Here is a 24,199-nt window from a genome sequence, read left to right on the forward strand (position 1 = left end):
CCGGGCCCTGTCCAGACCCCGTTCACCGGCCCCGACCTGCGCGGATCCGGCCACGCCGACGGGCCCGCACCCCGTGTCGGGGTACGGGCCACGGGCGGCGGCGGTCAGCCGGCCAGCAGCGCCCCGGCGCCGGGGACCCGCGGGTCGAGACCCAGCTCGGTGAGGATCCGGTGGGTGGTCGCGGTGGCCGCGGACAGCACGGGGATGCCGATCTCGTCCTGCACCGGCTGGACCGAGGGCAGCGACGGCATCTGCACGCAGGCACTGAGCACGAGCGCGTCGGCGCGGGTGAGGTCGAGCCTCCGGTGGTGCTCGCGCAGGTCGGCCGGGTCCAGCCGGGCGACGGCGAGGTTGTCCGGCACCTCCAGCGACAGCGCGTCCACGACCTCGACGCCGGCGTCCTCGATGTAGGTGACGACCGCCTTCGTCAGCGGCTCCATGTACGGCGTGATGATCGCGACCCGCCGCGCCCCGAGCGCGGCGATGCCCGACAGCAGCGCGCCGGCGCTGGACACGACCGGCGCCTCCGAGCCCTCGGCCCGCAACGCCGCGGTGATGTCGTCCTCGGCGGTGCAGTGGTAGCCGGGCCCCTGGGCCATGATCGCGACGAGGCACGCGGTGGCGACGACGTCCGGACGGGCGTCGGCCAGCTCGGTGGCGGCCCGCTGGGCCTGGGCGTTCATCGCGCGCAGCTGCTCGGGGGTCACGTGCTGCATCCGGGCCCGGGCGGCGTGGAAGACGAAGCGGTCGCCGGGCAGCGCGTCCTCGCGGGCACGCAGCATCCGCGGCAGCTCGGTCTCCATCGTGAGGTTCGAGCTCGGGACGATCATCCCGATGTGGTGGTCGGTCATCGGCGGTTCACCGGCCGCATCTCGGGCACGGTGAGCGCACCGGCGTCGACGATCAGCTCGTCGTCGAGGTAGAGGGAGTTGCCGCGCATCGGGATGTCGAAGTGGCAGGCGGTGTCGTTCGGGCCGCCGAGCTCGTTGTTCGGGCCGATGGAGAACATGACGTTGCCGTAGAAGCTGCGCAGCTCCATCCCCATGCCGCCGCCGAACTGGGTGAGCCCGTGCCAGTGCGCGCGCTCGTCGAGACCCCAGCCGACGTGGCTCATGCCGTAGCCGCGCGGGTCGTCGAAGCTCTCGATGTAGGAGCGCAGGAGGTCCGCGTCGAGTCCCGAGGAGCCGGCGCCGCCGCGGATGTCGCGGATGAAGCCCTCCTCGATGGTGATCTCCACCGGGGTCTGCACGTAGGTGTTGAACGGCAGCAGCACGTCCCCGGGTGCGAGGACGATCTTCCCGTCGACGCCGGTGTCCGACCCGCCGGTGAACACGAACGCGGCCGGCCAGTGGTCCCAGCGGCCGGGGGTGTCGGTGTAGCCGTACTCGCTCATGGTCGGGTACATGCCGAGCTGATAGGTGACGTCGATGCCGTGCGGGCTGGTGATCCGCATGGCCGACGCCTTGGCGAGGAGCTCGGCGCCGGTCTCGACGCGCTCGCGCAGCTCGGTGGTCGGCATCAGCCGGGCGAGCAGCTCGGGCGGCTCGACGGCGGTGAGGATCCGGGTGCCGGCGTCCTGGATCGCGAACTGCTCGGGCGAGAAGAGCAGGAACGTGCAGTCGACGACCATGTCGGCGGCCTTCAGGGCGTCGACGGCCAGCGGGATGTTCCCCAGGCCGGAGTCACCCACCGCCCAGGCGCCGTTCGCGCTCGCCGGGGACGGCAGGCGCATGTGGTAGCCGGTCGCGCCGAGCTTCTGGATCGCCCAGAGGAAGGCGTCGGCGTACTCGGTCCGCTCCGCGCCCCGGGTCAGCACCACGACGGTCTCGCCCTCGTGCACGCCGGACAGGGTCAGCTGCTGCAGACAGATGTCGTTGAACAGGTTCTGGTCCATCGCGACCACCTCCATGGCTCGTCCTGTTAATCCGAGCACGTACTATCCGGGTACGCAAGACCTGGGCGGGGCCGAAACAGGACCGTCACGCGCGGGCGGCTACTCCGGGGTGCCGTCGCAGACCGACATCAGGGCACGGCCGAGGGCGGCCCGGTGCACGTCGTCGAGCGTCGCCGACCGGGTGACCGCGGCCTGCGCGAGCGACGACGCGCAGTCCTCGTGTGCCCGGGCGGGTGTCGCCAGCTTCAGCGCGGCGACCAGCTCGTCGCCGATCCGGTCGAGCTCCGGGCGCACCTGCGCCAGGTCCACCGGGGCGGGGCGGGCGCCGGGCTGCTCGGTCCAGCGCCGGAGCAGGTCCTCCTGCACCTGGGTGCTCGCCGCGATCTGGTCGGCGAACACCCGGGCGGTCCACTCGGGATCGACGCCGTCGCGGGCCGCGTCGGCGCGGGCGTCGTCGACGACGACCTTCTCCCGGGCCGGGTCGGTGACCGGCTGCCCGGTACCGGCCTTGGCGGCGGCGACGCGGTCGGACAGCACCGCCCGCTCGGCCGCGAGATCGACGACCCGGGTCAGCCCGTCGGCGGGGGCCGCGCCCGCCGGGCCGTCCGTCAGCGGCTCGGGCGGGTCGCCGCACCCGGCCACCAGGGCGACGACCGCGACGGAGGCGGCGACGACAGCGGCACGACGGCGGATCCCGGTCACGCGCAGGACCCTACGCCCCCCCACCGGACGGCCGCGCCGCGCCACCCGCCGGTCCGTCCGGGCACGTCCGGCCCGCACCGAGATGCAGGTCAGCGCGAGTCGTCGATCTCCCGGCGACGCCGAGCTGCATCTCGACGAGGCCGGGGCGGGATCGGGATGCTGACCGGCGTGGACTCGACGGTGATCCTCGAAGCGGCCCTGAACGGCACGACGACGCGGGAGCAGAACCCGCACGTCCCCCGCAACCCGGGGGAGGTCACCGAGCAGGCCCTGGAGGCGCTCGACCTCGGTGCCGCGATCGTGCACAACCACAACGACGAGCCGATGTTCACCCGGGACGGGGTGCACGCCGTCGAGCCGTACGTGCAGGCGTGGGAACCGGTGCTCGCCCGCCACCCCGACGCCCTGCTCTACCCGACGATGGCGGCCGGCGCCCGGGACGTCCCGGTGCGGCGCCGCTGGGCGCACGTCGAGGAGCTCGCCCGGCGCCGGATGGGCGGGTTGACGCTCGTCGACCCGGGCTCGGTGAACGTCGGCCTGCTCGACGACGGGACCTGTCCCGCGGCGGCCGCGCCCGAGCCGTACCAGAACTCGTTCGCCGACACCGAGTACATGTTCGCCCGGACCGCCGAGCTCGGCGCCGCGCCCAGCATCTCGATCTTCGAGCCGGGCTTCCTGCGGACCACGCTGACCCTGCACCGGCACGGCCGGGTGCCGCCGGGGGCGATCGTGAAGCTCTACTTCGCCGACCGGCTGCAGTTCGGGCTCCCGCCGACGCCCGCCGCGCTGGAGGCCTACCTGGAGCTGCTGGAGCCGTCCGGCCTGCCGTGGTCGGTGGCCGTCCTGGGTGGTGACGTCGTCGGGTCCGGCCTGGCGGAGCTCGCGGTGCGGCGCGGCGGGCACCTGCGGGTCGGACTGGAGGACTTCCACGACCGCGCGGGGTCGGCACCGTCCAACCGGGAGCTCGTCGAGGGGGCGCTGCGGGTGATCGAGTCGGCCGGCGCGACCCCGGCCTCCCCGGCCCGTGCCCGCGCAATCCTGGGCGTCCGGTGACATTCCCCGGAATTCATGATCGAGTACCCCGGGAATGACGTCGCGGTACCCCCGGGACGACCGGCGAAACATGAATTACCGGGCCGATGCCGAGCTGGAATGCGAGAGGGGCGTGACTCCGGGGGGAATTCCCCGGGACCACGCCCCTCGACCCGTCGCGAGCCGACCGTCACCCGGACCTCACCGGGAAACGATCGGCCTGGTCAGAACCAGGTCTTCCGACCACCCACCGGCTTGCCGATCGCACCGAGGATCACCAGGATCACACCGATCACGAGCAGGATGCCGCCGAGCGTGGTGAGCAGTCCGATGTTCAGGAAATACCCTACGACGAGCAAGATCAGTCCCAGAATGATCATTCGATCATCCTCCCTTCCGGAATGTGGGTGGAATGTACATCGACATCGCGGGCACTGCACCGCGTGGACCGATTCCGACACGCCGATCGTGATGTACGGGCGGCCGGCGTGACGGGGATCGACCGGCTGCCGCGGCCGGCACACCACACGGCGGTTCGACGAGCGGTGAGCGGGGGACCCTGCACCCGACGGACCGAGTGGAGGGAGCGTGCCGGTGAGCCGCACCGTGGCCGACCAGATGATCGAGCTGCTGCACCAGGCGGGCGTCGAACGGATCTACGGACTGGTCGGGGACAGCCTGAACCCGCTCGCCGACGCGATCCGCCGGGACGGCCGGATCCGCTGGGTGCACGTGCACAACGAGGAGGGCGCGGCGCTGGCCGCGGCCGCCGAGGCGCAGCTGACCGGGCGGCTCGCCGTATGCGCCGGCAGCTGCGGGCCCGGGAACACGCACCTCGTCCAGGGCCTCTACGACGCGCACCGCACCGGCGCGCCGGTGCTGGCGATCGCCTCGCACATCCCGTCGGTGCAGATCGGCACCGGCTACTTCCAGGAGACCCACCCGGAGCACCTGTTCGCCGAGTGCTCGGGCTACTGCGAGCTGATCTCCCGTCCGGAGCAGATGCCGCGGATGCAGCGGATGGCGATGCAGAGCGCGATCGCCCACCGCGACGTCTCGGTGCTGGTGCTGCCCGGTGACGTCAGCGCCGAGCCGGCCGCGCACGACACCGGCCACTCGGACCTGGTGACGCCGTCCGGCACCGTCGTCCCGGACCCGGCGAAGGTCGACGAGCTGGCCCGGCTGGTGGACGGGGCGTCGTCGGTGACGCTGTTCGTCGGTGCGGGGATCGCGGGCGCTCGTGACGAGGTGCTCGCACTGGCCGGGGCGGTGCAGGCCCCGATCGGGCACTCGCTCGGCGGCAAGGAGTGGATCCAGTACGACAACCCGTACGACGTCGGCATGAGCGGGCTGCTCGGCTACGGCGCCTGCTACGAGGCCACCCACGAGGCGGACCTGCTGATCCTGATCGGCACCGACTTCCCCTACGACGACTTCCTGCCGCAGGCCCGCACCGTCCAGATCGACGCCGAGGCCGCGCACCTGGGCCGGCGCACGGTGCTGGAACTCGGCGTGCACGGCGACGCCCGGTCCACGCTGGCCGCCCTGCTGCCGCGGATCACGGCGCGGACCGACCGGAGCTTCCTCGACCGGATGCTGCGCCGGCACGCCGAGGCGCTGGAGAAGGTCGTCGGCGCCTACACCCGGAAGGTCTCGGACCTGCGTCCGATCCACCCCGAGCACGTCGCCGACGTCCTCGACGACGAGATGGCCGACGACGCGATCGCCACCGTCGACACCGGCATGTGCAACGTGTGGGCCGCGCGCTACCTGACCCCCAACGGCCGGCGCCGGATCATCGGCTCCTACCGGCACGGCACGATGGCCAACGCGCTGCCGCACGCGATCGGCGCGGCGAGCGCGTTCCCCGGACGGCAGGTGGTCTCGCTGTCCGGCGACGGCGGGCTCACGATGCTGCTCGGTGAGCTGCTGACCGCCGTCGAGCACGAGCTGCCGCTCACCGTCGTCGCGTTCAACAACGGATCGCTGGGCATGATCCGGCTGGAGATGATGGTCGCGGGCTACCCGTCGTTCCAGACCGACCACGGCCCGGCCGACCTGGCCGGGATCGCCCGCGCCGCGGGCGCGCACGCCGTCACCGTGGAGGACCCGGACCACGTCCGGTCCGCACTGCGGACGGCGCTCGACCACGACGGCCCGTCCCTGGTGGACGTGCGCACCGACCCGAACGCGCTGTCCATCCCGCCGCACGTCACGGCGGCGCAGGTCCGCGGGTTCGCGCTCGCGGCGACCCGCACCGTGCTCGACGGCGGCGTCGGGAAGATGATCGAGCTGGCGCGCAGCAACCTGCGGTCTATCCCGCGGCCGTGACCGCTCAGCCCGCGCGGGCCGCCAGCCCGGCCGGGGAGGTGGCGTGGTCGAGGGCGATGGCCGCCGCTCCCCGCAGGACGCCGTCGGCACCGTGCGCGGCGTCGTGCACCGGGGGCGGCTCGGTCCGGCGGAACGCCATCAGCCCGGCGTCGTAGGCGACGGCGAACGACTCCGGGGCGGCGGCCCGGAGCGCGGGCGCGAGCCCGCCCAGCACGACGACCTCCGGGTCGTGCGCGTTGACCAGGCCGGCCGTGCCGCGGGCGAGCGACGCGGCCGCCGACGTCACCACCGACGTCGCGGCGGCGTCCCCGGCGGCCGCCCGGTCGAGCACCCGGCCGGTGTAGGAGTACGGGTCGTCGGGCTCGGGTTCCCCGAGCATCCGGGCGAGCGCCCGGCCGTCGGTGCCGTTGTTCCAGCATCCCCGGGCACCGCACGCACACTCCAGCGACGGGTCCCCGAACGGCAGGTGCCCGAACTCCCCCGCCGCACCGCGCGCGCCGGTCTGCGGGCGCCCGCGCAGCAGCAGGGCGCCGCCGATGCCGACCTCGACCGTGAGGAACAGCGCCGTGCCCGCCCCGGCGGCGGCGCCGTCGCGCACCTCGGCGACACCGGCGAGGTTCGCGTCGTTCCCGACGAGCACCGGCAGGCCGTGCCCGGCGGCGATCCGGCGCACGTCGAGCGGGCTCCAGCCCTGGCCCGCGCCCTGGGCGAGATGCTCGTCGACGATCGTGGCCGCGACCCCGATACCGGTGGCGACGACCGGGCCGGGATGCTCCGCGACCAGCTCGCCGACGACCGCGGCCAGCCGGGAGACGACGGTCTCCGGGTCCCGGCGGGTGTGCCGCCCGGACCGCACGGCGACGGGCTCCCCGTCGAGACCGACGAGCCCGGCCCGCCAGTCCTCGAACCGGACGTCGACCGCGACGACGGCGGGCCCGCCCGGCGCCGGGACGAGCCGGGTGGTGGGCCTGCCGCGGCCCCCGCACGGCGCGCGCTCCTCGGCCACCCAGCCCAGGTCGCGCAGCCGGCCCGCGATCTCGGTGGCCGACCCGCTGGCCAGCCGCAGCCGCCGGGCCAGCTCGACCCGGGTCAGCCCGGGCTCGCGCCGGACCTCCCGGAGGGCCTCCGCGGTGGCCCGCCAGCGGTCGGTCTCGGCCCGGCCGGGACGTGAACCGGCTGACACCGCCCCCATCTCGTTTGACACCTCCGGGCGCGCGGTCTTTATCCTCGTGACGCGATGAAAAACTACCCCGCGCGCACCGGCCACTCTCCCACCCCCTCCTCCACCACCGGAAAGCCCGGCCCCGCGCTGTTCGCCATGGCGCTGGGCGGGCTCGCGATCGGCACCACCGAGTTCGCCTCGATGGGCCTGCTGCCTGCGTTCGCCGCCGATCTCGGCGCGACGGTGCCGCAGGCCGGCACCGCGATCAGCGCCTACGCGCTCGGGGTCGTCGTCGGCGCCCCGGTGCTCGCCGTGCTGGGAGCGCGGTGGCCGCGCAAGCGGCTGGTGCTGGTGCTGGCCGCCGCGCTGGCGGTCACCAACATCGCCTCGGCGTTCGCGCCGACGTTCGGCACCTTCGTCGGGACCCGGTTCCTGGCCGGGCTGCCGCACGGCGCCTACTTCGGGACGGCGTCGGTGCTGGCCGCGTCGCTCGTGCCGCGGGAGCGGCGGCCGCGCGCGATCGCGACCGTGATGAGCGGACTGATGATCGCGAACATCGTCGGCGTGCCCGGAGCCACCTGGCTCGGCCAGGCGGCGGGCTGGCCCGCCGCCTACCTGGCGACCGGCGCGATCGCCGTCGTCACGATGGTGGCGGTGTGGTGGCTGGTCCCCGACGTGCGCGAGGAGCGCCGCGGCTCGGTCGTCGCCGAGCTGTCGGCCCTGCGCCGCGGCCAGGTGTGGATCACGATGGCCGTCATCGCGACCGGGTTCGGCGGCTCGTTCGCCGTCTACAGCTACGTGACCCCGATCCTCACCGAGGTCTCCGGTCTCGCCGAGGCCGCGGTGCCGCTCGCGCTCGCCGTGTACGGACTGGGCATGACGCTGGGCAACCAGGCCGGGGGCCGGATGGCCGAGGCGGCGCCGGTCCGCACGATCGCGGCCGGGCTCGGCGCGGCGGCGCTGTCGATGGCGGTGTTCGCGGTGACGGCGTCGTCGGCGGTCATGGCGCTGGTGGCGTTGTTCGCACTGGCCTTCACGACGACGGCGACGACCCCGGCGCTGGCGACCCGCCTGATGGACGCCGGCCGGGAGGGCCCGACGCTGGGCGCCGCCCTGCACCACGCCGCGTTCAACGTGGCGAACGCGCTCGGCGCGGCGCTGGGCGGCGCGGTGCTGGCCGCGGGCTGGGGCTGGACGTCGCCCGCCGCGGCCGCCACCGTCCTGCCCCTGCTCGGCCTGGTGGCGCTGGGTGTCGCCGTCCGGATGGAGCGGGTCGAGCGGCGCCGGGACCTCGCGCTGGCCGCGTAGCCCCGGCGCCGCGGCGGTCACGCGTCCGGCGCGCTCGCGTCGGACAGCGCGGCCAGCTCGACCGGCTCCAGGGTCAGGGTCAGCGCCGGGAGGACGGCGTCGAGCTGCGCGGTCGTGCGCGCGCTGGCGATGGGCGCGGCGACCGTCGGCTGGGCGCCCAGCCAGGCCAGTGCCACGGCGGGGACCGCCACGCCGCGGGCACGGGCGATCTCGTCCAGGGTGGCCAGCACCTTCTCGGCCCGCGGGTCGGCGAGGTAGGCCCGCGCCCCCTCGGCGCGGGCCCGCGCCATCGGCCCGCTGGTCACGCCGGAGTCGACCGCGGCGGTGTCACCGGCCCGGTACTTCCCGGTGAGGAACCCCTTCGCGAGACCGAAGTACGGGAAGCAGGCGAGCCCCTCGGTCTCGGCGACGAGTGCCTCCTCGGCCTCGTAGCCGCGCTCCATCAGGTTGTAGTGCGGCTGGGTCGCGGTGAACCGGGCCCCACCGGTGCCGCCGGCGACCGCGAGCGCCGACCGCAGCCGGTCCGCGGAGAAGTTCGACGCCCCGATCTCGCGGACCTTCCCGTCCCGGACCAGCCCGTCGAACGCGGCGAGGTAGTCCTCCTGCGGCACCGCCTCGTCGTCGACGTGGGCGTAGTAGAGGTCGATCCGGTCCGTGCGCAGCCGGCGCAGCGAGTCCTCCGCGGCCGCACGGACGTTCTCCGGGCCGAGCCCCTCGCGGCCGGGGAGCTGCCCGACCTTGGTCGCGAGCACGACCCGGTCCCGCATCCCGGGCCGGGCGGCGAGCCAGTTGCCGATCACCGTCTCGGACTCGCCGCCCGAGTTGCCCTCGGCGGCGGCCATGTAGGAGTCGGCGGTGTCCAGCATGGACCCGCCCGCGCCGACGAACGCGTCGAGCAGCGCGAACGACGTCTCCTCGTCCGCGGTCCAGCCGAACACGTTCGTCCCGAGGCAGAGCCCCGACACCTGGTTCCCGATCGTCGTCATGGCGGGCGGGTACCCCGCCGGCCCGGCGACGAAGCGAGAGGTGTCGATCGGCTCACCTTCCGGAAGCACGGGCCCATGTCGATCGTTGCGTCTGGTAACGATCCCGTCGGACACGAACCACCTGGAGGAACCACCGATGCCGACCGGCGCGCACACCGACGTCGAGGAACTGCTGGACGCCCTGGAGACCGGACGCGACCGCGAGGCCCTCGTGCACGGCGACCGACGCCTGACGGCCGGTCACGTCGCCGACACCGTGCACCGGCTCGCGCACACCCTCGACGGCCGGGTCGGGCCCGGCCAGGTCGTCGCGCTGCTCGCCGGGAACTCGCCCGAGGCGCTGATCGCGCGCTACGCGGTGAACCTCCTCGGTGCCGGGGTCACCCAGCCGCACGAGGGACTGGCCGCCGCGGCGCAGGCCCGGATCGTCGACGACGTCGAGCCCGCACTCGTCCTCGTCGACGCGGCACAGGCGGAGCAGGCCGCCGCGGTCCTGGACCACGCGGCGCCGGCCGAGGTCCTGGCGCTGGGCACGGTCGCCGGGCGCGAGGACGTCCTGGCGGAGTCCGCCGCCGCGTCCACCGAGCCGGTCCGCGGGCGGGCCCGCCCGGAGGACGTCGAGCAGATCCGGCACACCGGCGGCACGACCGGCCACCCGAAGGGGATCACCTACACCTTCGACCACCACACCCGCGCGGCCCGGCTGCGCGAGGCGATGGAGCCGCTGACCCCGCAGGGCCCGGCCCGGATGCTGGTCGCCACGCCGGTCGCGCACGCCGGTGGCGGGGTGGCCGACCGGATGCTCACCGGCGGCGGGACGGTCGTCCTGCTCGACCGGTTCGACGCCGGCGACTTCCTCGCCGCCGTCGAGCGCGAGCGGATCACGCACTCGTTCCTGCTCCCGCCGCTGCTGTACCGGCTGCTCGACCACCCCGGCCTCGACGAGACCGACCTGTCGTCGCTGCGCTCGCTGCTCTACGGCGGGGCGCCCGCGAACCCCCGCCGGATCGCGGAGGCGCACGAGCGGATCGGGCCGGTCCTCACCCAGTTCTACGGCCAGACCGAGGCCGGCGGGATCAGCATCCTCACCCCCGCCGAGCACGAGAAGCCGGAGCTCCTCGGCACCGTCGGGCGGATCGTCCCGAGCACCGAGATCGCGATCACCGGCGACGACGGCGCCCGGGTCGCCGACGGCGAGCACGGCGAGCTGTGGGTGCACACCGGCACCGAGATGGACGGCTACTGGAAGCAGCCGGAGCTGACCGCCCGCACGATCTCCGACGGCTGGGTCCGGACCGGTGACGTCGCCCGGCTCGACGACGCCGGCTACCTGCACGTCGTGGACCGCGTGAAGGACATGGTGATCGTCGTCGGCGGGCACGTGTACACCTCGGAGCTCGAGGACACCCTCATGGAGCACCCGGGCGTCCGCCAGGCCGCGGTGTTCGGCGTCCCGGACGGCGACGGCACCGAGGTCGTGCACGCCGCCGTGGTCGCGGGCGACCCGGCGCCGTCCGCCGGGGACCTGACCGGCCTGGTCGCCGAGCGCGCCGGGGACATGTACGTCCCCCGGGTCAGCTTCGTCCCCGAGCTGCCCCTGACGGGGATCGGAAAGACCGACAAGAAGCGGCTGCGGGCCGAGCTCACCGGCGTCACGGCCTGAGCACCGGCGCCCGGTCCGCCGTCCGCGCGGCGGGCCGGGCCGGGCGCAGCGCCCGCACCGCCACCACCACCTGGGTCACGACGACCGCGATCCCCAGCGGGACGTGCAGCGTCAGGAGCCCCGCGTGCCCGATCGCGACCTGCGCGGTGTCGGCGACGACCAGCACCGCGCTCACCGCGAGCGGCCACACCGGCATCCCGCCCGGCCACACCGCCGGGACCGCGAGCACCGTCTGCACCATCGCGACGAGGATCAGCGAGCCCCCGATGCCGCCGTGCCAGGCCAGTGCCGGGCCGACGGCGTCGAGCAGCGCGCCGGCCGCCCCGACCTGGGCCAGCACGAGCAGCCCGTGGAACACCGCCCACACCCGGAACGGGACGGCGGCGAGCGGCCTAGCCATGGTGGCCGCTCACCACGGCGGCGAGGGTCCGCGGCACGTCGGCGGTCCCGGGCGGCACCACGACGAACTGCCCCATCATTCCCTGGTCCTCGTGGTGGAGCAGGTGGCAGTGGTACATGTACGGCACCGCCGGGTCGGGGTGGCGGCCGAAGCGCAGGAGCACCCGCGTGGTCGTCCGCGGCGGGACGTACACCGTGTCCTTCCAGCACCGCTCCGCCGCGGGCACCGGCCGGCCCGCGGCGGACAGCACCTGGCCGCGCGCGTCGTGGACGTGCAGGTTGTGCGGGCGGGAGTGGACGTTCGCCAGCTCCCAGACCTCCTCCGCACCGGCGGGGACGACCTCGTCGATCCGGGTCATGTCCATCGACCTCCCGTCGATCGTGTCGTCGCCGAGCTCGAACCTCCGGACCCTCGTTCCCGGCGCGGGCTCCGGGCCGGGCTCGTGCGGCAGCCGGTCCGGCAGCGGCGGTGCGGGCGCGAGCACGGCGGCGGGCCGGATCTGCAGCACGTCGAAGGTGTCGCGGGCACCGATCGTGCGTTCGGTGCCGGACACCGCGCCGAGGTCGTGCGGGACCGAACGCAGGATCACGGGGCGTCCGGGCTCGAGATCGAGCAGCACCTCGGCGCGCTCACCGGGGGTGAGCAGCACGTCGGGGACCGGGCGCGGGGCCGGGAGCAGCCCCGAGTCGGTGCCGACGAGCACGAGCGGGCGCCCGTCGGAGCGGGCGAACCGGTAGCAGCGGGCCGGTGAGGCGTCGAGCAGCCGCAACCGGATCCGCGCTGTCGTCGCCACCAGGTACGGCGCGACGGTCCCGTTGACCAGCAGGGTGTCGCCGAGCAGGCCGTGGGCGTTGCGGTGCGCCTCGTCGAACGCGCCGTCGGCGGTGAACACCCGGTCGGTGACGACGACGGGCACGTCGTCCACGCCGTAGCGGTGCGGCAGCGGGATGCCGCCGTCTGCGCCGTCCGCGCTGTCGTCGATCACGAACAGCCCGGCCAGGCCGCGGTGCACGTGCCGCCCGGTGACGCCGTGCGGGTGCGGGTGGTACCAGAGCGTCGCCGCCGGCTGGTCGATCGTCCACTCCGGACTCCAGGTGGCGCCGGGCTCGATCGGGCTGTGCGGTCCGCCGTCGGCGGCGGCGGGCAGCACCATGCCGTGCCAGTGCGTCGAGGTCCGCTCGGGCAGCCGGTTGGTCACGTGCACGCGGACCCGCTCGCCGCGGGCCGCGCGCAGGGTCGGGCCGCCGAACGGGGCGTCGTACCCCCAGGTCGGGGTGTCCCGGCCGGCGAGGAACCCGCTCGTCCCGGGCGCCGCGGTCAGCCGGAAGGTGCGCACGCCGCCGTCTACCGTGGAGGGTGCGAGCGGCGGGACCGCGAGCGGGCGGGGCACCGGTGCGGGGCGCGGTGCCGAGACGGGGGCACGCGAGCACGACTGCAGCAGCATGCCGCCCGCGGCGGCGCCCGCTCCGGCCAGCGCGGAGGCGAGGAAGCCCCGGCGGGTGAACGCTCTGGTCATGGGACCGAGCCTCGCCGGGACACCGGTCCCGGCGCGTCGGCGCGACGACGTCACCCGCAGCTAAGCGCCCGGGCGTACGACCCCGGGACCCGGGCCGGGGTCAGCGCCGCTGCCCCACCAGACCCGTCTCGTGGGCGATGACGACGAGCTGCACCCGGTCGCGGGCGCCGAGCTTGGTCAGCAGCCGCCCCACGTGGGTCCGGGCGGTGGCCGGGCTGATCACCAGCTGGGCGGCGATCTCGCCGTTGGTGTGCCCGCGCCCGACGAGGGCGAGTACCTCGCGTTCCCGTCCGGTGAGGACGGCGAGCCGGTCGGTGCCCGGCGGGGCGGCGGGCCCGTGCCGGGCGAACTCGGTGATGAGCCGCCGGGTCACCGACGGCGCCAGCAGCGCCTCCCCCGCGTGCACGAGGTCGATCGCGCGCAGCAGCGCCACCGGGTCGGTGTCCTTGAGCAGGAAGCCGCTCGCCCCGGAGCGCAACGCCCGATAGACGTAGTCGTCCAGGTCGAACGTGGTCAGCACGATCACCCGGGTCCCGGCCAGCTCCGGGTCGCCGGTGATCGCGGAGAGGGCGTCGAGACCGTCGGTGCCGGGCATCCGGACGTCCATCAGCGCCACGTCGGGCCGGGTCTCGCGGGCCCGGCGGACGGCCTCCGCGCCGTCGGCGGCCTCGGCGGCGACCGCGTAGCCGTCCTCGGTCTCCAGCAGAACCCGCAGCCCGGCCCGGATCAGCGGCTGGTCGTCGGCGAGCAGCACCCGCACGTCAGGCACCCGCCGCACCTCCCGCCGCGGGCGTGGTCCGGATCGCGACCGGCAGCTCCGCCGTCACCACGAACCCGTCCCCGTCCGGTGCCGCGGTGCACCGCCCGCCCAGCGCCGCGGCGCGTTCGGCGAGGCCGCGCAGGCCCTGGCCCTCCGGGCGTCCGCGCTCCCCCGCGGGGGCGGGCGGGCCCCCGTCGTCGCTGATCCGCAGGTGCAGCAGGTCGCCGTGCCGGTCGAGCGTGACCCGCGCCGCCGACGCGTCCGGCGCGTGCCGGACGGTGTTGGTGACGGCCTCCCGCACGGTGCCGAACGCGGCCCGGTCCACCTCCGGCGGGAGCGCACCGGCGTCCCCGGCCACGGTCACCGTGATCCCGGCGGCCCGCCCGGCGCGGACGACCTCGTCGAGCCGGTCGAGCCCGCCGGCGTGCCGGTCCGGGGCCGTTCCGTCACCATCGCCCGGGTCGGCACCGGGGTCGGCGGGATCACGCAGCAGCGCGAGGGTGCCGCGCAGCTCGCGCAGGGCGTCGGTGCCGGCGTCGCGGATGCGTTCCAGCGCCGCGACGGCCTCCTCGGGGCGGCGGGCCGCCACGTGCGCGCCCACCCCGGCCTGCACGACGATCATCGAGAGGCTGTGCGAGACGACGTCGTGGACGTCGCGGGCGATCCGCAGCCGTTCCTGCTCGACCCGGCGGACCAGCCGTTCCTCGGCCCGCCCCGCCGACGCCTCGGCGGCCCGGCGCACCGCTCCGACCGCGACACCGAGCGCGACGGTGACGACGATCCACGAGTAGTGGTCGAGGTGCAGCTCCGGCGGCGGGCCGACGATCAGCTGCTCGGTACCGGTCCACGCCAGCACGACGAGGACCCCGGTGAGCACCGCGTGCGGCCAGCTCACCCGGCTGGCGACGGTGTAGACGGCGACCGCGACGAGCAGCGAGGCCGGACCGTCGGGATGGTCGAGCCAGTAGTAGAGCGCCGTCGGCACCATCACCGCGACGAGCACGGGCACCGGGTGGCGGCTCCGCCAGCACAGCAGCAGCGTGGCGAGTGCGATCAGGACCGCGCCCCAGGGCAGCAGCGGGCGGCCGGACGGGTCGGCGAACAGCGCACCGGCGACCGCGGCGGCACCCACGACGAGCGCCACCAGCACGTCGCGCACGGTCGGCATGCCGCGAGGTTACGCAGAGCGCGGTCCGCGCCGCGTCAGCCTGCTGACGTACCCGAGCGCTGCCGGACCGCCTCGAACAGCACCACCGCGGCGGCGATCGAGGCGTTGAGCGAGTTGACGGTGCCGCGCATCGGGATGACGACGGTGGCGTCGGCACCCGCCAGCCACGGCCCGGTGACGCCGGTCGCCTCGGTCCCGATCACCAGCGCCGTCGGGCCGGTGAGGTCGGCCCGGCCCAGCTCGGTCGTCCCGGCCGGGGTGGTGACGACGCTGCGCACGCCGCGGCGCCGCAGCCACTCCTGGACCTCCGCGGTCGGCGCCGACGCCACCGGCACCGCGAACACCGTGCCCTTCGACGCCCGCACGACGTTCGGGTTGGCGAAGTCGGTCCCGGCCCGGTCCGGGGTCGCGATGACCACGGCGTCCACCCCGCACGCCTCCGCGGTGCGCAGCATCGCGCCGACGTTGCCGGGCTTCTCGATCCCCTCGGCGACGAGCACCAGCGCGTCCGGCCGGAGCTCCAGCTCGTCGAGCGGGCGGCCCGGCGCGGGGGCGACCGCGAGCCAGCCGTCCGGGGACTCGCGGTAGGCGATGCGGGCGAACACCTCGCGGGTCACCGACGTCGCGCGGGCGCCGGGCATCCGTTCCAGCAGCTCCTCCGACCGCACCAGGTCGGGGGCCCAGTAGACCTCGGTGGGCCGGACCCCGGCGTCGAGGGCGAGGGACAGCTCGTCGTGCCCCTCGACGAGGGTGACGCCCGCGGCGTCGCGGTGGCGGCGGGTGCGCAGCCGGACCAGGTTCTTGACGCGCGGGTTGGCGGTGCTGGTCAGGTCGGGCACCCGGCGAGCCTAGGACGGCCGGTCCGCGCCCGGACCGGCCGGGCGGCGGCCCGTCAGGAGGCGGTGTCCCCGGCGCGCGCGGCGAGCCAGGCCGCGGTCGCCACCGTCACCGCGACCAGCACGGCCAGCGGGACGGCGAGCGCCTGCACCGGTGCCGACGCCGTCACCAGGAACGGCGTCGCGAAGCCGAGGTAGGCGGCGGTGTAGAAGACGCCGTTCGCGGCGCCGCGGCCGGACGCCGGCGCGAGCCGCCCCACCAGGGTCAGTCCGGCGTTGAGGCAGAGCCCGCCCCCGGCACCGAGCAGGATCCCCGCCACCGCGACCGCGACGACCGAGCCGGTGAGGGCCGCGACGACGCCGGTGGCGAACCCGAGCGCGCCGAGCGCCGCGCCCAGGGCGCCGGCCCGCGCCCCGGGGCGGTGCGCGAACGGCTGCACCAGGGTCCCGGTGCCCAGGGTCAGCGCGGCGAGCAGCCCGGTGAAGGCGACCAGCCCGGACGCGCCGGGCAGCAGCAGCGGCAGCACCGTCACCGAGACCGACGGGAACGCGTACACGCACACCGCCGTCGGGACGACGACACGGACGAACGTCCGCCGGGCCGCGGGATCGAACCCGGGCCGCGGCAGCAGCCCGCGCGGGACCACCCCCACCGGCGGGCTCCCCGTCCCGACGGTGACCAGGACGGCCGCGACGGCCACGACCAGCAGCCCGACGTGGACGAGGTAGGGCAGGGTCAGCGGCAACGGCCCGTACGCGGCCAGCAGCCCGGAGGCGAGCGGACCCAGGCAGAACCCCGCGGTCTGGGCCACCGAGGCCGCCCGGGCGGCCCGGCCCGCACCGTCCGCACCGGCGCGGTCCTGCAGCCAGGCGCTGCCCACCGAGAACACGGCGCCCGAGGCGAGGCCCTGCACGAAGCGGGCCGCGAACAGCAGCCACAGCGCCGACGCCCCGCCGAGGAACAGCAGCGACGCCAGCACCACCCCCACCGAGGCGGGGAGCAGCACGCGGACCCGCCCGAACCGGTCCGACGCCGGCCCGCCGAGCAGCAGCGACGGCGCGAGCCCCAGCGCGTACACGCCGAAGATCGCCGCGAGCGTGCTCGGCGCGAGATCGAGCTCGGTCCGGTAGACGAGCAGCAGCGGTGTCGGCACGTTGGTGCCGAACGCCGTCGCGAACAGCAGCCCGCACGCCACCCACCACGTCCGGTCCCCCGCGCCCCGTTGCCGCACCGACGCATCCTGTCAGGCCGGGGTTACTCCGCGGTAGCCTCCGGGTCGGACCGGATCGGACACGAGGGAGTGCGCATGGGCGAGCCGACGGGCATCGCGGTCGAGGTGGCGGACGGGGTCGCGCGGTTGCGGCTGGACCGCGCGGAGGCGGCGAACGCGCTGAACGAGCCGATGTGGTTCGGGCTGCGCGACGCGCTCCGCGCGCTGGACGACGACCCGGCCGTCCGCGTCGTCGTGATCAGCGGCAACGGGCGGCACTTCTGCTCCGGCATCGACGTGGCGATGCTGGGCGGGCTGAAGGAGACCGCCGCCGACGACTCCCCGGGCCACGGCGCGGACCGGCTGCGGCGGGTCATCCTCGACCTGCAGGAGTGCCTGACGGCGGTCGAGCGCTGCCGCACGCCCGTGATCGCGGCGGTGCACGGCGTCTGCCTCGGCGCCGGTCTCGACCTCGCCGTGGCCTGCGACCTGCGGTACGCGACGGCCGACGCGTCCTTCGTGCTGAAGGAGGTCGACATGGGCCTCGCCGCCGACGTCGGCGTGCTGCAGCGGCTGCCGCGGATCGTCGGCGAGGGCGTCGCGCGGGAGATGGCCTACACCTGCCGCCCGGTCTCCGGGACCGAGGCGCGGGAGCTGCGGCTGGTCAACGGCGTCTACGACGACGCCGCCGCCCTCGAGGAGGGCGTCGCGGGCCTCGCGGCGGAGCTGGCCGCGAAGTCCCCGCTGGCGATGCGCGGCACCAAGTACGCGATCACCTACGCCCGCGACCACACGGTCGCCGACTCCCTCGACCAGATCGCGACCTGGAACGGCGGGCAGCTGGTCTCCGCCGACCTGCAGGAGGCGGTGTCGGCGTTCCTGGAGAAGCGCCCCGGCACCTACCGCGACTAGCACGGCGCAGCCGCACAGCGTCCGGGCCTCCCGCACGAGCCCGAACCTGTGCGGCAGCCGGCCGGCCTGTGCGGATGCCGATGGGCTGTGCGGCTGCCGTGGGGCTGTGCGGCTGCCGTGGGGCTGTGCGAGGGCGGGTGGCTCCGGGCCGGGCCGGTCAGTGGACGATCTCGCCCACGGCGGCGTACATGCCGACGACCCGGCCCGGCTCGTGGCCGGGCTCGGGGCGCCACCGGCTGACGTCGACGAGGCCCGGTTCCAGCAGGTCGACCCGGTGCAGCAGGCGGCGCAGGGTCGCGCGGTCCCGGGCGGCCGCGGGCTGGGCGCTCTCCTGGGTGAACCGCTCGATGGTCCGCATCTCCTCGGCGGCGCGCTCGTCGTCGACGTCGGTGCTGCCGTGCGAGAGGACGAGCAGGCCGCCGGGCCCGAAGGCGTCGCAGTAGCGGTCGAGGAGCCGGGTGAGGACGGCGTCGTCGCGGACGAAGTGCAGCACCGACACGGCCAGCACGGCGGTGGGCACCGTGGGATCGAACAGGTCCGCGACGCCGGGGGCGGCGAGGACGGCGTCGGCGTCGGTCAGGTCGGCGGCCGAGATCGTCACCCCGTCGACGCCGTCGAGGATCTCCCGCGACATCGCGACCGCGACCGGCTCGCTGTCGACGTAGGCGACCCGGGCCGCGGGATCGTGCCGGCGGACGATCTCGTGCAGCGGCTCGGCCGTCGGGATCCCGGAGCCCAGGTCGAGGAACTGCCGGCAGCCCCGGTCCAGGCAGGCCCGCACCGCGCGGCCGAGGAAGGCCCGGTTGGCCACGGCGGCGTCGCGGGCACCGGGCAGTGCCTCCAGCAGGCGCTCGGCGAACGCGCGGTCGGCGTCGAAGTTGTGCGCGCCGCCGAGCATGTAGTCGTAGACGCGGGCGGGGTTGGGGAGGCTGAGATCGGGGCCTCCGGCCCGGTCCGGGTCGATCATGGCGTTACCCTCTCGCTATTTCCTCTCGCAGCGCAAGGGCGGTCAGCACGTCGTGGAGCTCGGCCGCGGTGCGCGGGGCGGGCCCGGGGTGCCCGGCGGCCGCGAGCAGCCGGGCGACCGCGGGCGCCCACGCGGGACCGAGCCGGGCCGCGGCGAGCAGCCCGGTGTCCCCCAGGATCTCGGCCGACGGCCCCCGGCGCACCCGCCCGTCGTGGACGACGGCGACGTCGTCGGCCCAGCGGTGCGCGAGGTCGACGTCGTGCGTGGACAGCACGACCGCGGTGCCCTCGTCGTGCAGCCGGCCCAGGACGGCGACGAGCTCCTCCACCCCGGCCGGGTCCAGCCCGGCCGTCGGCTCGTCGAGCACCAGGATCCGCGGCCGGACGGCGAGCGCTCCCGCGATCGCGACCCGTTTGCGCTGGCCGAACGAGAGCCGGTGGGTGGGCCGGTCGGCGAGCTCCGCCATCCCGACGGCGGCCAGTGCCTCGCCGACCCGGGCGTCGACCTCGGCGTCGGGCAGGCCCAGGTTGAGCGGGCCGAACGAGACGTCCTGCGCGACGTCGGCGGCGAACAGCTGGTCGTCGGGGTCCTGCAGCACGAGCTGGGCGGACTCGCGCAGCCGGGCGAGCCCGCGGCGGGACCGGTCGAGCGGGGCACCGTCGAGCAGGACCTCGCCCCGGGCCGGTTCGAGCAGCCCGAGGAGCAACCGGAACAGCGTCGTCTTGCCGCCGCCGTTCGGTCCGAGCACGGCCAGCCGCCGTCCGGTGCGGACGGCGAGGTCGGCGCCGTCGAGGACCGGCGGCCCGTCGCGGTAGGCGAAGGCGACGCCGCGCGCCTCCAGCACCGGGGCGGTCACGCGCGCACCGCCAGCGCCGTCGCACCGACCGCGACCAGCAGCGCCGCGCTCGCCGCGACGAACCGCGGAGACACCGGCCGGGAGGTCACCCGCACCCGCAGGCTGCCGTCGTAGCCGCGCGACGCCAGACCCGCCTCCAGCCGCCGGGCCCGGTCGAAGGCACGCACGAACACCGCGCTCCCCTGCCCGGCCAGCGACCGGAAGGTGGCACGGCGGGTCCGGAACCCCACCCGCAGCGACTGCGCCTCGCGCACCGCGTTCAGCGAGTCCAGCAGCAGGAACAGCATCCGGTAGATCAGCAACGTGATCTCCAGGACGGCAGGCGGCACGAACCGCAGCCGCGGCAGCGTGTCGGCGAGCGGGGTCGTCGCGGCGAAGAGGATCAGGCAGCCCACGGCCGCCATGGAGCGGCCGACCAGCTCGGCGGCCCGCGCCGGGCCGCCCGGCGCGAGCGCGAGCCACGGGTCCCCGCCGAGCGTGACCAGCAGCGGCAACGCCCCCACCAGCACGAACCCGAGCGGGAGCCGCAGCAGCCGCAGCGCCGTCCCGGGCCGGACGCGGGCACCGGCGAGCAGCAGCGCCACCGCTGCGGTGCCGGTGAGCAGCGCGCCGGGCCACGGCGGGAGCGCGACGGCCAGCACCAGCAGGCCGAGCGCGAGGAACGCCTTCTCCCCCGGGTGCCTGCCCCGCCAGCGGTTGGCGTGCGCGATCTCGTCGATCAGCAGCATCAGGTCTCGGTCGGCGCGGAGTCCGCGCCCCGCTGCCTCGACCGCGTCCGGGCGACGCCGAGGCAGTACCCCAGGACACCGGCACCCGCCGCGGCCTGGAGCGCGAAGATGCCGGACTCGATCTCGCCCGACGGCGGCTCCCACACCGGGGAGAACCACGGCTCGTAGCCCGACGCCTCGATGGCCTCGCCGGCCTGGCCGTCGGCCCCGGAGTACTCGCCGGGGACGAACAGCACCGGGATCGCGAACAGCGCGACGACGGCGACGACGAGCAGGACGTTGACCAGGGTGGAACGGCTCACGCCGATGCCTCCTTCGACGCGGCGCCGTCACCGGCGGTGTCCTTCGGGCGCAGCACGCCGAGCCGGCGCAGCTCGTCCGGGGTGATCCTCACGAGGAGCCGGACGACCAGCACCGTCAGCAGCCCCTCGGCGACCGCCAGCGGGATCTGGGTGAGGGAGAAGATGGAGGCGAACGTGACGAAGGCGCCGCCGAACCCCGAGGTGGGGTCCGGGAAGGCCAGCGCCAGCTGCGCGCTGGTGATCGTGTAGGTGCCGAGGTCGCCGAGGAACGCGGCGGCGAACACGGCGGGCCCGAGCCCGCCGCCGAGCCGGCGCACCAGGACGTAGGCGCCGTAGGCGATCCAGGGCCCGGCGATCGCCATGGAGAAGGCGTTCGCGCCGAGTGTCGTCAGGCCGCCGTGGGCGAGCAGGACGGCCTGGAAGAACAGCACCACCGTCCCCAGCAACGCCATGACGGGTGGCCGGAACAGCACGGCACCGAGTCCGGTGCCGGTCGGGTGCGACGACGACCCGGTGACCGACGGGATCTTCAGCGCGGACAGCACGAAGGTGAAGGCCCCGGCCGCGGCGAGCAGCAGCTTGGTGTCCGGGTCCTCCCGGACCCGGACGACGACGGCCCGCGCGCCGTGCACCACGAACGGCGCGGCGACGACGGTCCAGGCCGCCGCGTGCAGCGGCGGCAGATAGCCCTCGGCGATGTGCACGGGTGTTCTCCTCGCAGGTCCAGCGGTTCGCCGGAACGCTACGGCTGCGCAGCGCAACCCTGCAAGACTGAACATCCACTCATGTGTGAGAACACGGACACGCCCGGACCCCCGTACGGAGGGCCCGGGCGTGCGGGACTACGACGAACGCGTCAGTTGCGGATCGCGTTCGTGTGATGCACCTCGGCCGGCTGGTCGCTGTCCACCTTGTGCTCGACGGCGGCGGCGATCCGGGCGGCCTCACGCTCGGCCTCGCGACGGCGGGCCTCCCGGTCGGCGGGCGCGGTCTCGGGCGCGCCGACGCCGGAGCCGGGCTTCTCGGCGACGACCTTCTCGGTCGCCGCACGACGGGCCTTCTTCTCCGCCTTGTCCGCCTTCTCGCGCTTCGCGACCTTCTCGAGCCGGGCGGCCTTGGCCTGCTTCGCGGCCTTCTTCTCGGCCTTGGCGGCGTCCTTCTGGGCCTTGCGCTGCTCGTCGGCCTCGGCCTTGGCCTTCTTCTCGGCCTTCGCCGCGGCGCGGACGGCCTGCTCGGCCTCCTTCTCCTCCGCGCGACGGGCCTTCTTGCCGTCCTTCTTGCCGTCCTTCTTGCCGGACTTCTTCCCGGCCTTCTCCGCCTTCTCGGACTTCCCGGACTTCCCGGCCTTCTCGGACTTCCCGGCCTTCTCCGTGGTCGCGCCCGCCGCGTCGCCGGACCCACCGGCCACGGAGTCGGCGGCCTCGGTGGCGATGCGGGCCGCACGCTGCACGCGGACGGCGGCCTGCTCGGCCCGCTCGGCCGCCCGCTCCATCCGGGTGGCGGAGGCGGTCAGGGTCTGCTCGGCGGCAGCGCCGGAACCCTTCTTGTCCTTCTTGTCCTTCTTGGCCATACGAGGTCCTCCCCTTGTCCCGGCCGGAGCGGGCGTGGCGACGTGCCGGCGGTGCGGCCCGGGTCGGGCCCCGGTGCACCCGGCCGGGTCGGCGGCGCGCCTGCGCCCCGTGCGGGATGACGACGGTGTCGCACGAGCACCGGCCCCGTGATCGGGAGGTGTCGTGCGCGAACACAGGAGGGTTCCCCGGTGACCGCCCGGCAAACACGCAATGTGACCGGCGGCGCGGCCCCGACGCCCGCCGGGGCGGCGTTCCCCGGCCCGCCGGGGCGGCGTTCACCCCGCGTCGGACATCGGGGACACGGAGTCCCCACCGGGCTCCTCGACGAGGTGCCGGCGCAGCGTGGCGAGGCTGCGGGCGAGCAGCCGGGAGACGTGCATCTGGGACAACCCGACCTCCTCGGCGATCTGGGTCTGCGTCCTGTTGCCGAAGAACCGCAGCAGCAGGATGGTCCGCTCGCGCTCGGGGAGCCGGCGCAACGCCGGGCGCAACGCCTCCCTGTCCTCGACGGTGCCGATGCCGGCGTCGGCCCCTCCGACGATCTCGCCGAGCGGGCTCTCGGTGTCACCGGCGAGCCGGTCGAGCGAGTCCGACCGGTAGGAGTCCTGCGCCTGCAGACCCTCGATGACCTCCTCCCGGCTGGTCCCGAGGTGCTCGGCCAGCTCGGACACCTTCGGTGCCCGGCCGTGGCGCACCGCCAGCTCCTCCTGGGCGCGGGTCATCCGGGTCTGGAAGTCCTTCAGCCGCCGGGGGACCCGCATCGACCAGGTCCGGTCCCGGAAGTGCCGCCGGATCTCCCCCGTGATCGTCGGGACCGCGTAGGCGAGGAACGGGGTCCCCTGCTCCGGGTCGAACCGGTCGAGGGCGTTCAGCAGGCCGATCGCGCCGACCTGCTCGAGGTCGTCGGCGGGCTCACCGCGGTGCCGGTAGCGCCCGGCGATGTGCCGGACGACCGGATGGAATCCCCGTGCGAGCTGCTCGCGCAGTGCGGCGCGCTCCGGGTCGTCGCCCGGTGCGGCCGCGAAGGCCCGCAGCGGCGCGTCGAGGTGCGCGTACTCGTCGTCGGTAGCGACGGTCGCGGTGTCCATCCGGGTGTCCGGCTCAGCCATCCCGCACCCACGGAAGGCGGTGGTCTGGTCTCATCACCAGCGACGATAGGGCGGCGTCGGGGGGGCCCGCGCGTCGAACCGCACCGGATCGGCCGCGACGCCGCACCGGACGGGGGATGCGGTGCACGCGGTGTGGCCGGGGGCACGCATCAGGGTGCACCGGTCGGGGTACCCCAGCCCCCATGGGACCGCGTCTGCACGTCGAGTTGCCCGCCGATCCCGGCGCGGCGGGCCGGTCGCGCCGGGAGACCGGCCGCTGGCTGACGTCGCTGTGCGGCGCCGACCGGCCGTGCGAGACCGCGCAGGACCTGGTGCTGGCCGTGAACGAGGCCGTGTCGAACTGCGTCGAGCACGGCTACCGGGCGGCACCGTCCGGCACGGTCTCGCTGCGCGGGACGGCGGACGGCGCCCGGGTGCGGATGGAGATCTCCGACCGTGGTTCCTGGCGGGAACCGCCGGAGGACAACGGCTGCCGCGGTCGCGGGCTGGGCATGATCGAGGCGGTCACCGAGGACGTGCGCGTCGAGCGCGGCCCGGGCGGAACCACCGTCACCTTCCACGGCACGCTCGGGCGGTGCCCGGGCGTCTGCTCGGACTGACCCCGGCCGGTGGGTCGGGTCGTGCGCGGGTCAGTCCCGGTGGATGCCGGCGTCGTCGGTGAGCCGGGTCGGTGCCCCGGTCCGGTCCGGGCTGTAGCGGCCGTCGAGGCGGGCCGCCTCGCTCGCCGGGTGCGGCCACCCGGCGTCCGCGTGCTGCGTGCTGCTCTCACTCATGACCCCAGCGTG

The 24,199-nt window shown here is 75.3% G+C and carries 26 protein-coding genes; 6 read left to right on the forward strand and 20 right to left on the reverse strand.

Features of this window, described 5'->3' with window-relative positions; genetic code table 11:
• Positions 1-104: 104 nt before the first annotated feature.
• From AD017_RS07620 to aroQ, 3 genes are all read right to left on the reverse strand, one after another.
• Positions 105-851, reverse strand: a complete 747-nt coding sequence (locus AD017_RS07620) for an aspartate/glutamate racemase family protein (RefSeq protein WP_060573740.1) — start codon at positions 849-851, stop codon at positions 105-107.
• A complete protein-coding gene (locus tag AD017_RS07625; protein ID WP_060576286.1) occupies positions 848-1,894 on the reverse strand; it encodes a hypothetical protein in 1,047 nt (348 codons plus the stop codon). The genes AD017_RS07620 and AD017_RS07625 overlap by 4 nt, the downstream gene beginning before the upstream one ends.
• Before the next feature lie 99 nt (positions 1,895-1,993).
• Positions 1,994-2,596, reverse strand: a complete 603-nt coding sequence (gene aroQ, locus AD017_RS07630) for a gamma subclass chorismate mutase AroQ (RefSeq protein ID WP_202968835.1) — start codon at positions 2,594-2,596, stop codon at positions 1,994-1,996.
• A 168-nt stretch (positions 2,597-2,764) separates the two neighbouring features.
• Between aroQ and AD017_RS07635 the strand changes: the two genes are divergently transcribed.
• Positions 2,765-3,649 (forward strand): 3-keto-5-aminohexanoate cleavage protein, encoded by an 885-nt coding sequence (locus AD017_RS07635; RefSeq protein ID WP_227012689.1) that lies wholly within the window; start codon positions 2,765-2,767, stop codon positions 3,647-3,649.
• A 203-nt stretch (positions 3,650-3,852) separates the two neighbouring features.
• On the opposite strand, the gene AD017_RS35195 is transcribed toward AD017_RS07635, so the two are convergent.
• Positions 3,853-4,008, reverse strand: coding sequence for a hypothetical protein (locus AD017_RS35195; RefSeq protein ID WP_010226402.1), 156 nt, complete (start codon positions 4,006-4,008; stop codon positions 3,853-3,855).
• 238 nt (positions 4,009-4,246) lie between these two features.
• On the opposite strand from AD017_RS35195, the gene AD017_RS07640 reads away from it, so the two are divergent.
• Positions 4,247-5,959: a pyruvate dehydrogenase gene (locus AD017_RS07640; RefSeq protein ID WP_060576288.1), complete on the forward strand. Its 1,713-nt coding sequence runs from the start codon at positions 4,247-4,249 to the stop codon at positions 5,957-5,959.
• 4 nt (positions 5,960-5,963) lie between these two features.
• Here the strand turns inward: AD017_RS07640 and AD017_RS07645 are convergent, their stop codons facing one another.
• Positions 5,964-7,151, reverse strand: coding sequence for an ROK family transcriptional regulator (locus tag AD017_RS07645; protein WP_060573743.1), 1,188 nt, complete (start codon positions 7,149-7,151; stop codon positions 5,964-5,966).
• A 45-nt stretch (positions 7,152-7,196) separates the two neighbouring features.
• Between AD017_RS07645 and AD017_RS07650 the strand changes: the two genes are divergently transcribed.
• Entirely contained in the window at positions 7,197-8,429 is a 1,233-nt protein-coding gene (locus AD017_RS07650; protein WP_082538354.1) for an MFS transporter, read from the forward strand.
• A gap of 17 nt (positions 8,430-8,446) precedes the next feature.
• On the opposite strand, the gene AD017_RS07655 is transcribed toward AD017_RS07650, so the two are convergent.
• The gene (locus tag AD017_RS07655; RefSeq protein WP_060576290.1) at positions 8,447-9,415 is read right to left on the reverse strand and encodes an aldo/keto reductase; all 969 of its coding nucleotides are present in this window, start codon (positions 9,413-9,415) and stop codon (positions 8,447-8,449) included.
• 136 nt (positions 9,416-9,551) lie between these two features.
• On the opposite strand from AD017_RS07655, the gene AD017_RS07660 reads away from it, so the two are divergent.
• A complete protein-coding gene (locus AD017_RS07660) occupies positions 9,552-11,078 on the forward strand; it encodes an AMP-binding protein (protein WP_060573745.1) in 1,527 nt (508 codons plus the stop codon).
• Here the strand turns inward: AD017_RS07660 and AD017_RS07665 are convergent.
• The 6 genes from AD017_RS07665 to AD017_RS07690 form a co-directional block, all read right to left on the reverse strand.
• A complete protein-coding gene (locus AD017_RS07665) occupies positions 11,068-11,478 on the reverse strand; it encodes a hypothetical protein (RefSeq protein ID WP_060573747.1) in 411 nt (136 codons plus the stop codon). The genes AD017_RS07660 and AD017_RS07665 overlap by 11 nt on opposite strands.
• Positions 11,471-12,994 (reverse strand): multicopper oxidase family protein, encoded by a 1,524-nt coding sequence (locus AD017_RS07670; RefSeq protein ID WP_060573749.1) that lies wholly within the window; start codon positions 12,992-12,994, stop codon positions 11,471-11,473. Before AD017_RS07670 ends, AD017_RS07665 begins: the two co-directional genes overlap by 8 nt.
• A gap of 100 nt (positions 12,995-13,094) precedes the next feature.
• A complete protein-coding gene (locus AD017_RS07675; RefSeq protein WP_060573751.1) occupies positions 13,095-13,772 on the reverse strand; it encodes a response regulator transcription factor in 678 nt (225 codons plus the stop codon).
• Positions 13,756-14,922: a sensor histidine kinase gene (locus AD017_RS07680; protein WP_060573753.1), complete on the reverse strand. Its 1,167-nt coding sequence runs from the start codon at positions 14,920-14,922 to the stop codon at positions 13,756-13,758. The genes AD017_RS07675 and AD017_RS07680 overlap by 17 nt, the downstream gene beginning before the upstream one ends.
• A 35-nt stretch (positions 14,923-14,957) precedes the next feature.
• Positions 14,958-15,761 (reverse strand): RNA methyltransferase, encoded by an 804-nt coding sequence (locus tag AD017_RS07685; RefSeq protein ID WP_010228973.1) that lies wholly within the window; start codon positions 15,759-15,761, stop codon positions 14,958-14,960.
• 53 nt (positions 15,762-15,814) lie between these two features.
• On the reverse strand, positions 15,815-16,990 hold the full coding sequence (locus AD017_RS07690; protein WP_139323790.1) for an MFS transporter: 1,176 nt from the start codon (positions 16,988-16,990) through the stop codon (positions 15,815-15,817).
• Positions 16,991-17,065: 75 nt separating this feature from the next.
• On the opposite strand from AD017_RS07690, the gene AD017_RS07695 reads away from it, so the two are divergent.
• Positions 17,066-17,881, forward strand: coding sequence for a crotonase/enoyl-CoA hydratase family protein (locus AD017_RS07695; protein ID WP_010232861.1), 816 nt, complete (start codon positions 17,066-17,068; stop codon positions 17,879-17,881).
• A gap of 157 nt (positions 17,882-18,038) precedes the next feature.
• Here the strand turns inward: AD017_RS07695 and AD017_RS07700 are convergent, their stop codons facing one another.
• From AD017_RS07700 to AD017_RS07730, 7 genes are all read right to left on the reverse strand, one after another.
• A complete protein-coding gene (locus AD017_RS07700) occupies positions 18,039-18,848 on the reverse strand; it encodes an SAM-dependent methyltransferase (RefSeq protein WP_082538355.1) in 810 nt (269 codons plus the stop codon).
• A gap of 4 nt (positions 18,849-18,852) precedes the next feature.
• Complete coding sequence (locus tag AD017_RS07705) at positions 18,853-19,704, reverse strand: energy-coupling factor ABC transporter ATP-binding protein (protein ID WP_060573755.1); 852 nt, start codon at positions 19,702-19,704, stop codon at positions 18,853-18,855.
• Positions 19,701-20,432 (reverse strand): cobalt ECF transporter T component CbiQ, encoded by a 732-nt coding sequence (cbiQ, locus tag AD017_RS07710; RefSeq protein WP_060573756.1) that lies wholly within the window; start codon positions 20,430-20,432, stop codon positions 19,701-19,703. Before cbiQ ends, AD017_RS07705 begins: the two co-directional genes overlap by 4 nt.
• On the reverse strand, positions 20,432-20,734 hold the full coding sequence (locus tag AD017_RS07715) for an energy-coupling factor ABC transporter substrate-binding protein (protein ID WP_010224581.1): 303 nt from the start codon (positions 20,732-20,734) through the stop codon (positions 20,432-20,434). The genes cbiQ and AD017_RS07715 overlap by 1 nt, the downstream gene beginning before the upstream one ends.
• Positions 20,731-21,438, reverse strand: coding sequence for an energy-coupling factor ABC transporter permease (locus tag AD017_RS07720; protein ID WP_010224582.1), 708 nt, complete (start codon positions 21,436-21,438; stop codon positions 20,731-20,733). Before AD017_RS07720 ends, AD017_RS07715 begins: the two co-directional genes overlap by 4 nt.
• Positions 21,439-21,590: 152 nt before the next feature.
• Positions 21,591-22,304, reverse strand: a complete 714-nt coding sequence (locus tag AD017_RS07725; protein WP_060573757.1) for a hypothetical protein — start codon at positions 22,302-22,304, stop codon at positions 21,591-21,593.
• Positions 22,305-22,580: 276 nt separating this feature from the next.
• Positions 22,581-23,414, reverse strand: a complete 834-nt coding sequence (locus AD017_RS07730; RefSeq protein ID WP_082399110.1) for a SigB/SigF/SigG family RNA polymerase sigma factor — start codon at positions 23,412-23,414, stop codon at positions 22,581-22,583.
• Positions 23,415-23,596: 182 nt separating this feature from the next.
• Between AD017_RS07730 and AD017_RS07735 the strand changes: the two genes are divergently transcribed.
• Entirely contained in the window at positions 23,597-24,013 is a 417-nt protein-coding gene (locus AD017_RS07735) for an ATP-binding protein (RefSeq protein WP_060573758.1), read from the forward strand.
• A 30-nt stretch (positions 24,014-24,043) separates the two neighbouring features.
• Here the strand turns inward: AD017_RS07735 and AD017_RS35200 are convergent, their stop codons facing one another.
• Positions 24,044-24,187, reverse strand: coding sequence for a hypothetical protein (locus tag AD017_RS35200; RefSeq protein ID WP_010224586.1), 144 nt, complete (start codon positions 24,185-24,187; stop codon positions 24,044-24,046).
• Positions 24,188-24,199: the final 12 nt, after the last annotated feature.

The organism is Pseudonocardia sp. EC080619-01 (assembly GCF_001420995.1).
Lineage (GTDB): Bacteria > Actinomycetota > Actinomycetes > Mycobacteriales > Pseudonocardiaceae > Pseudonocardia.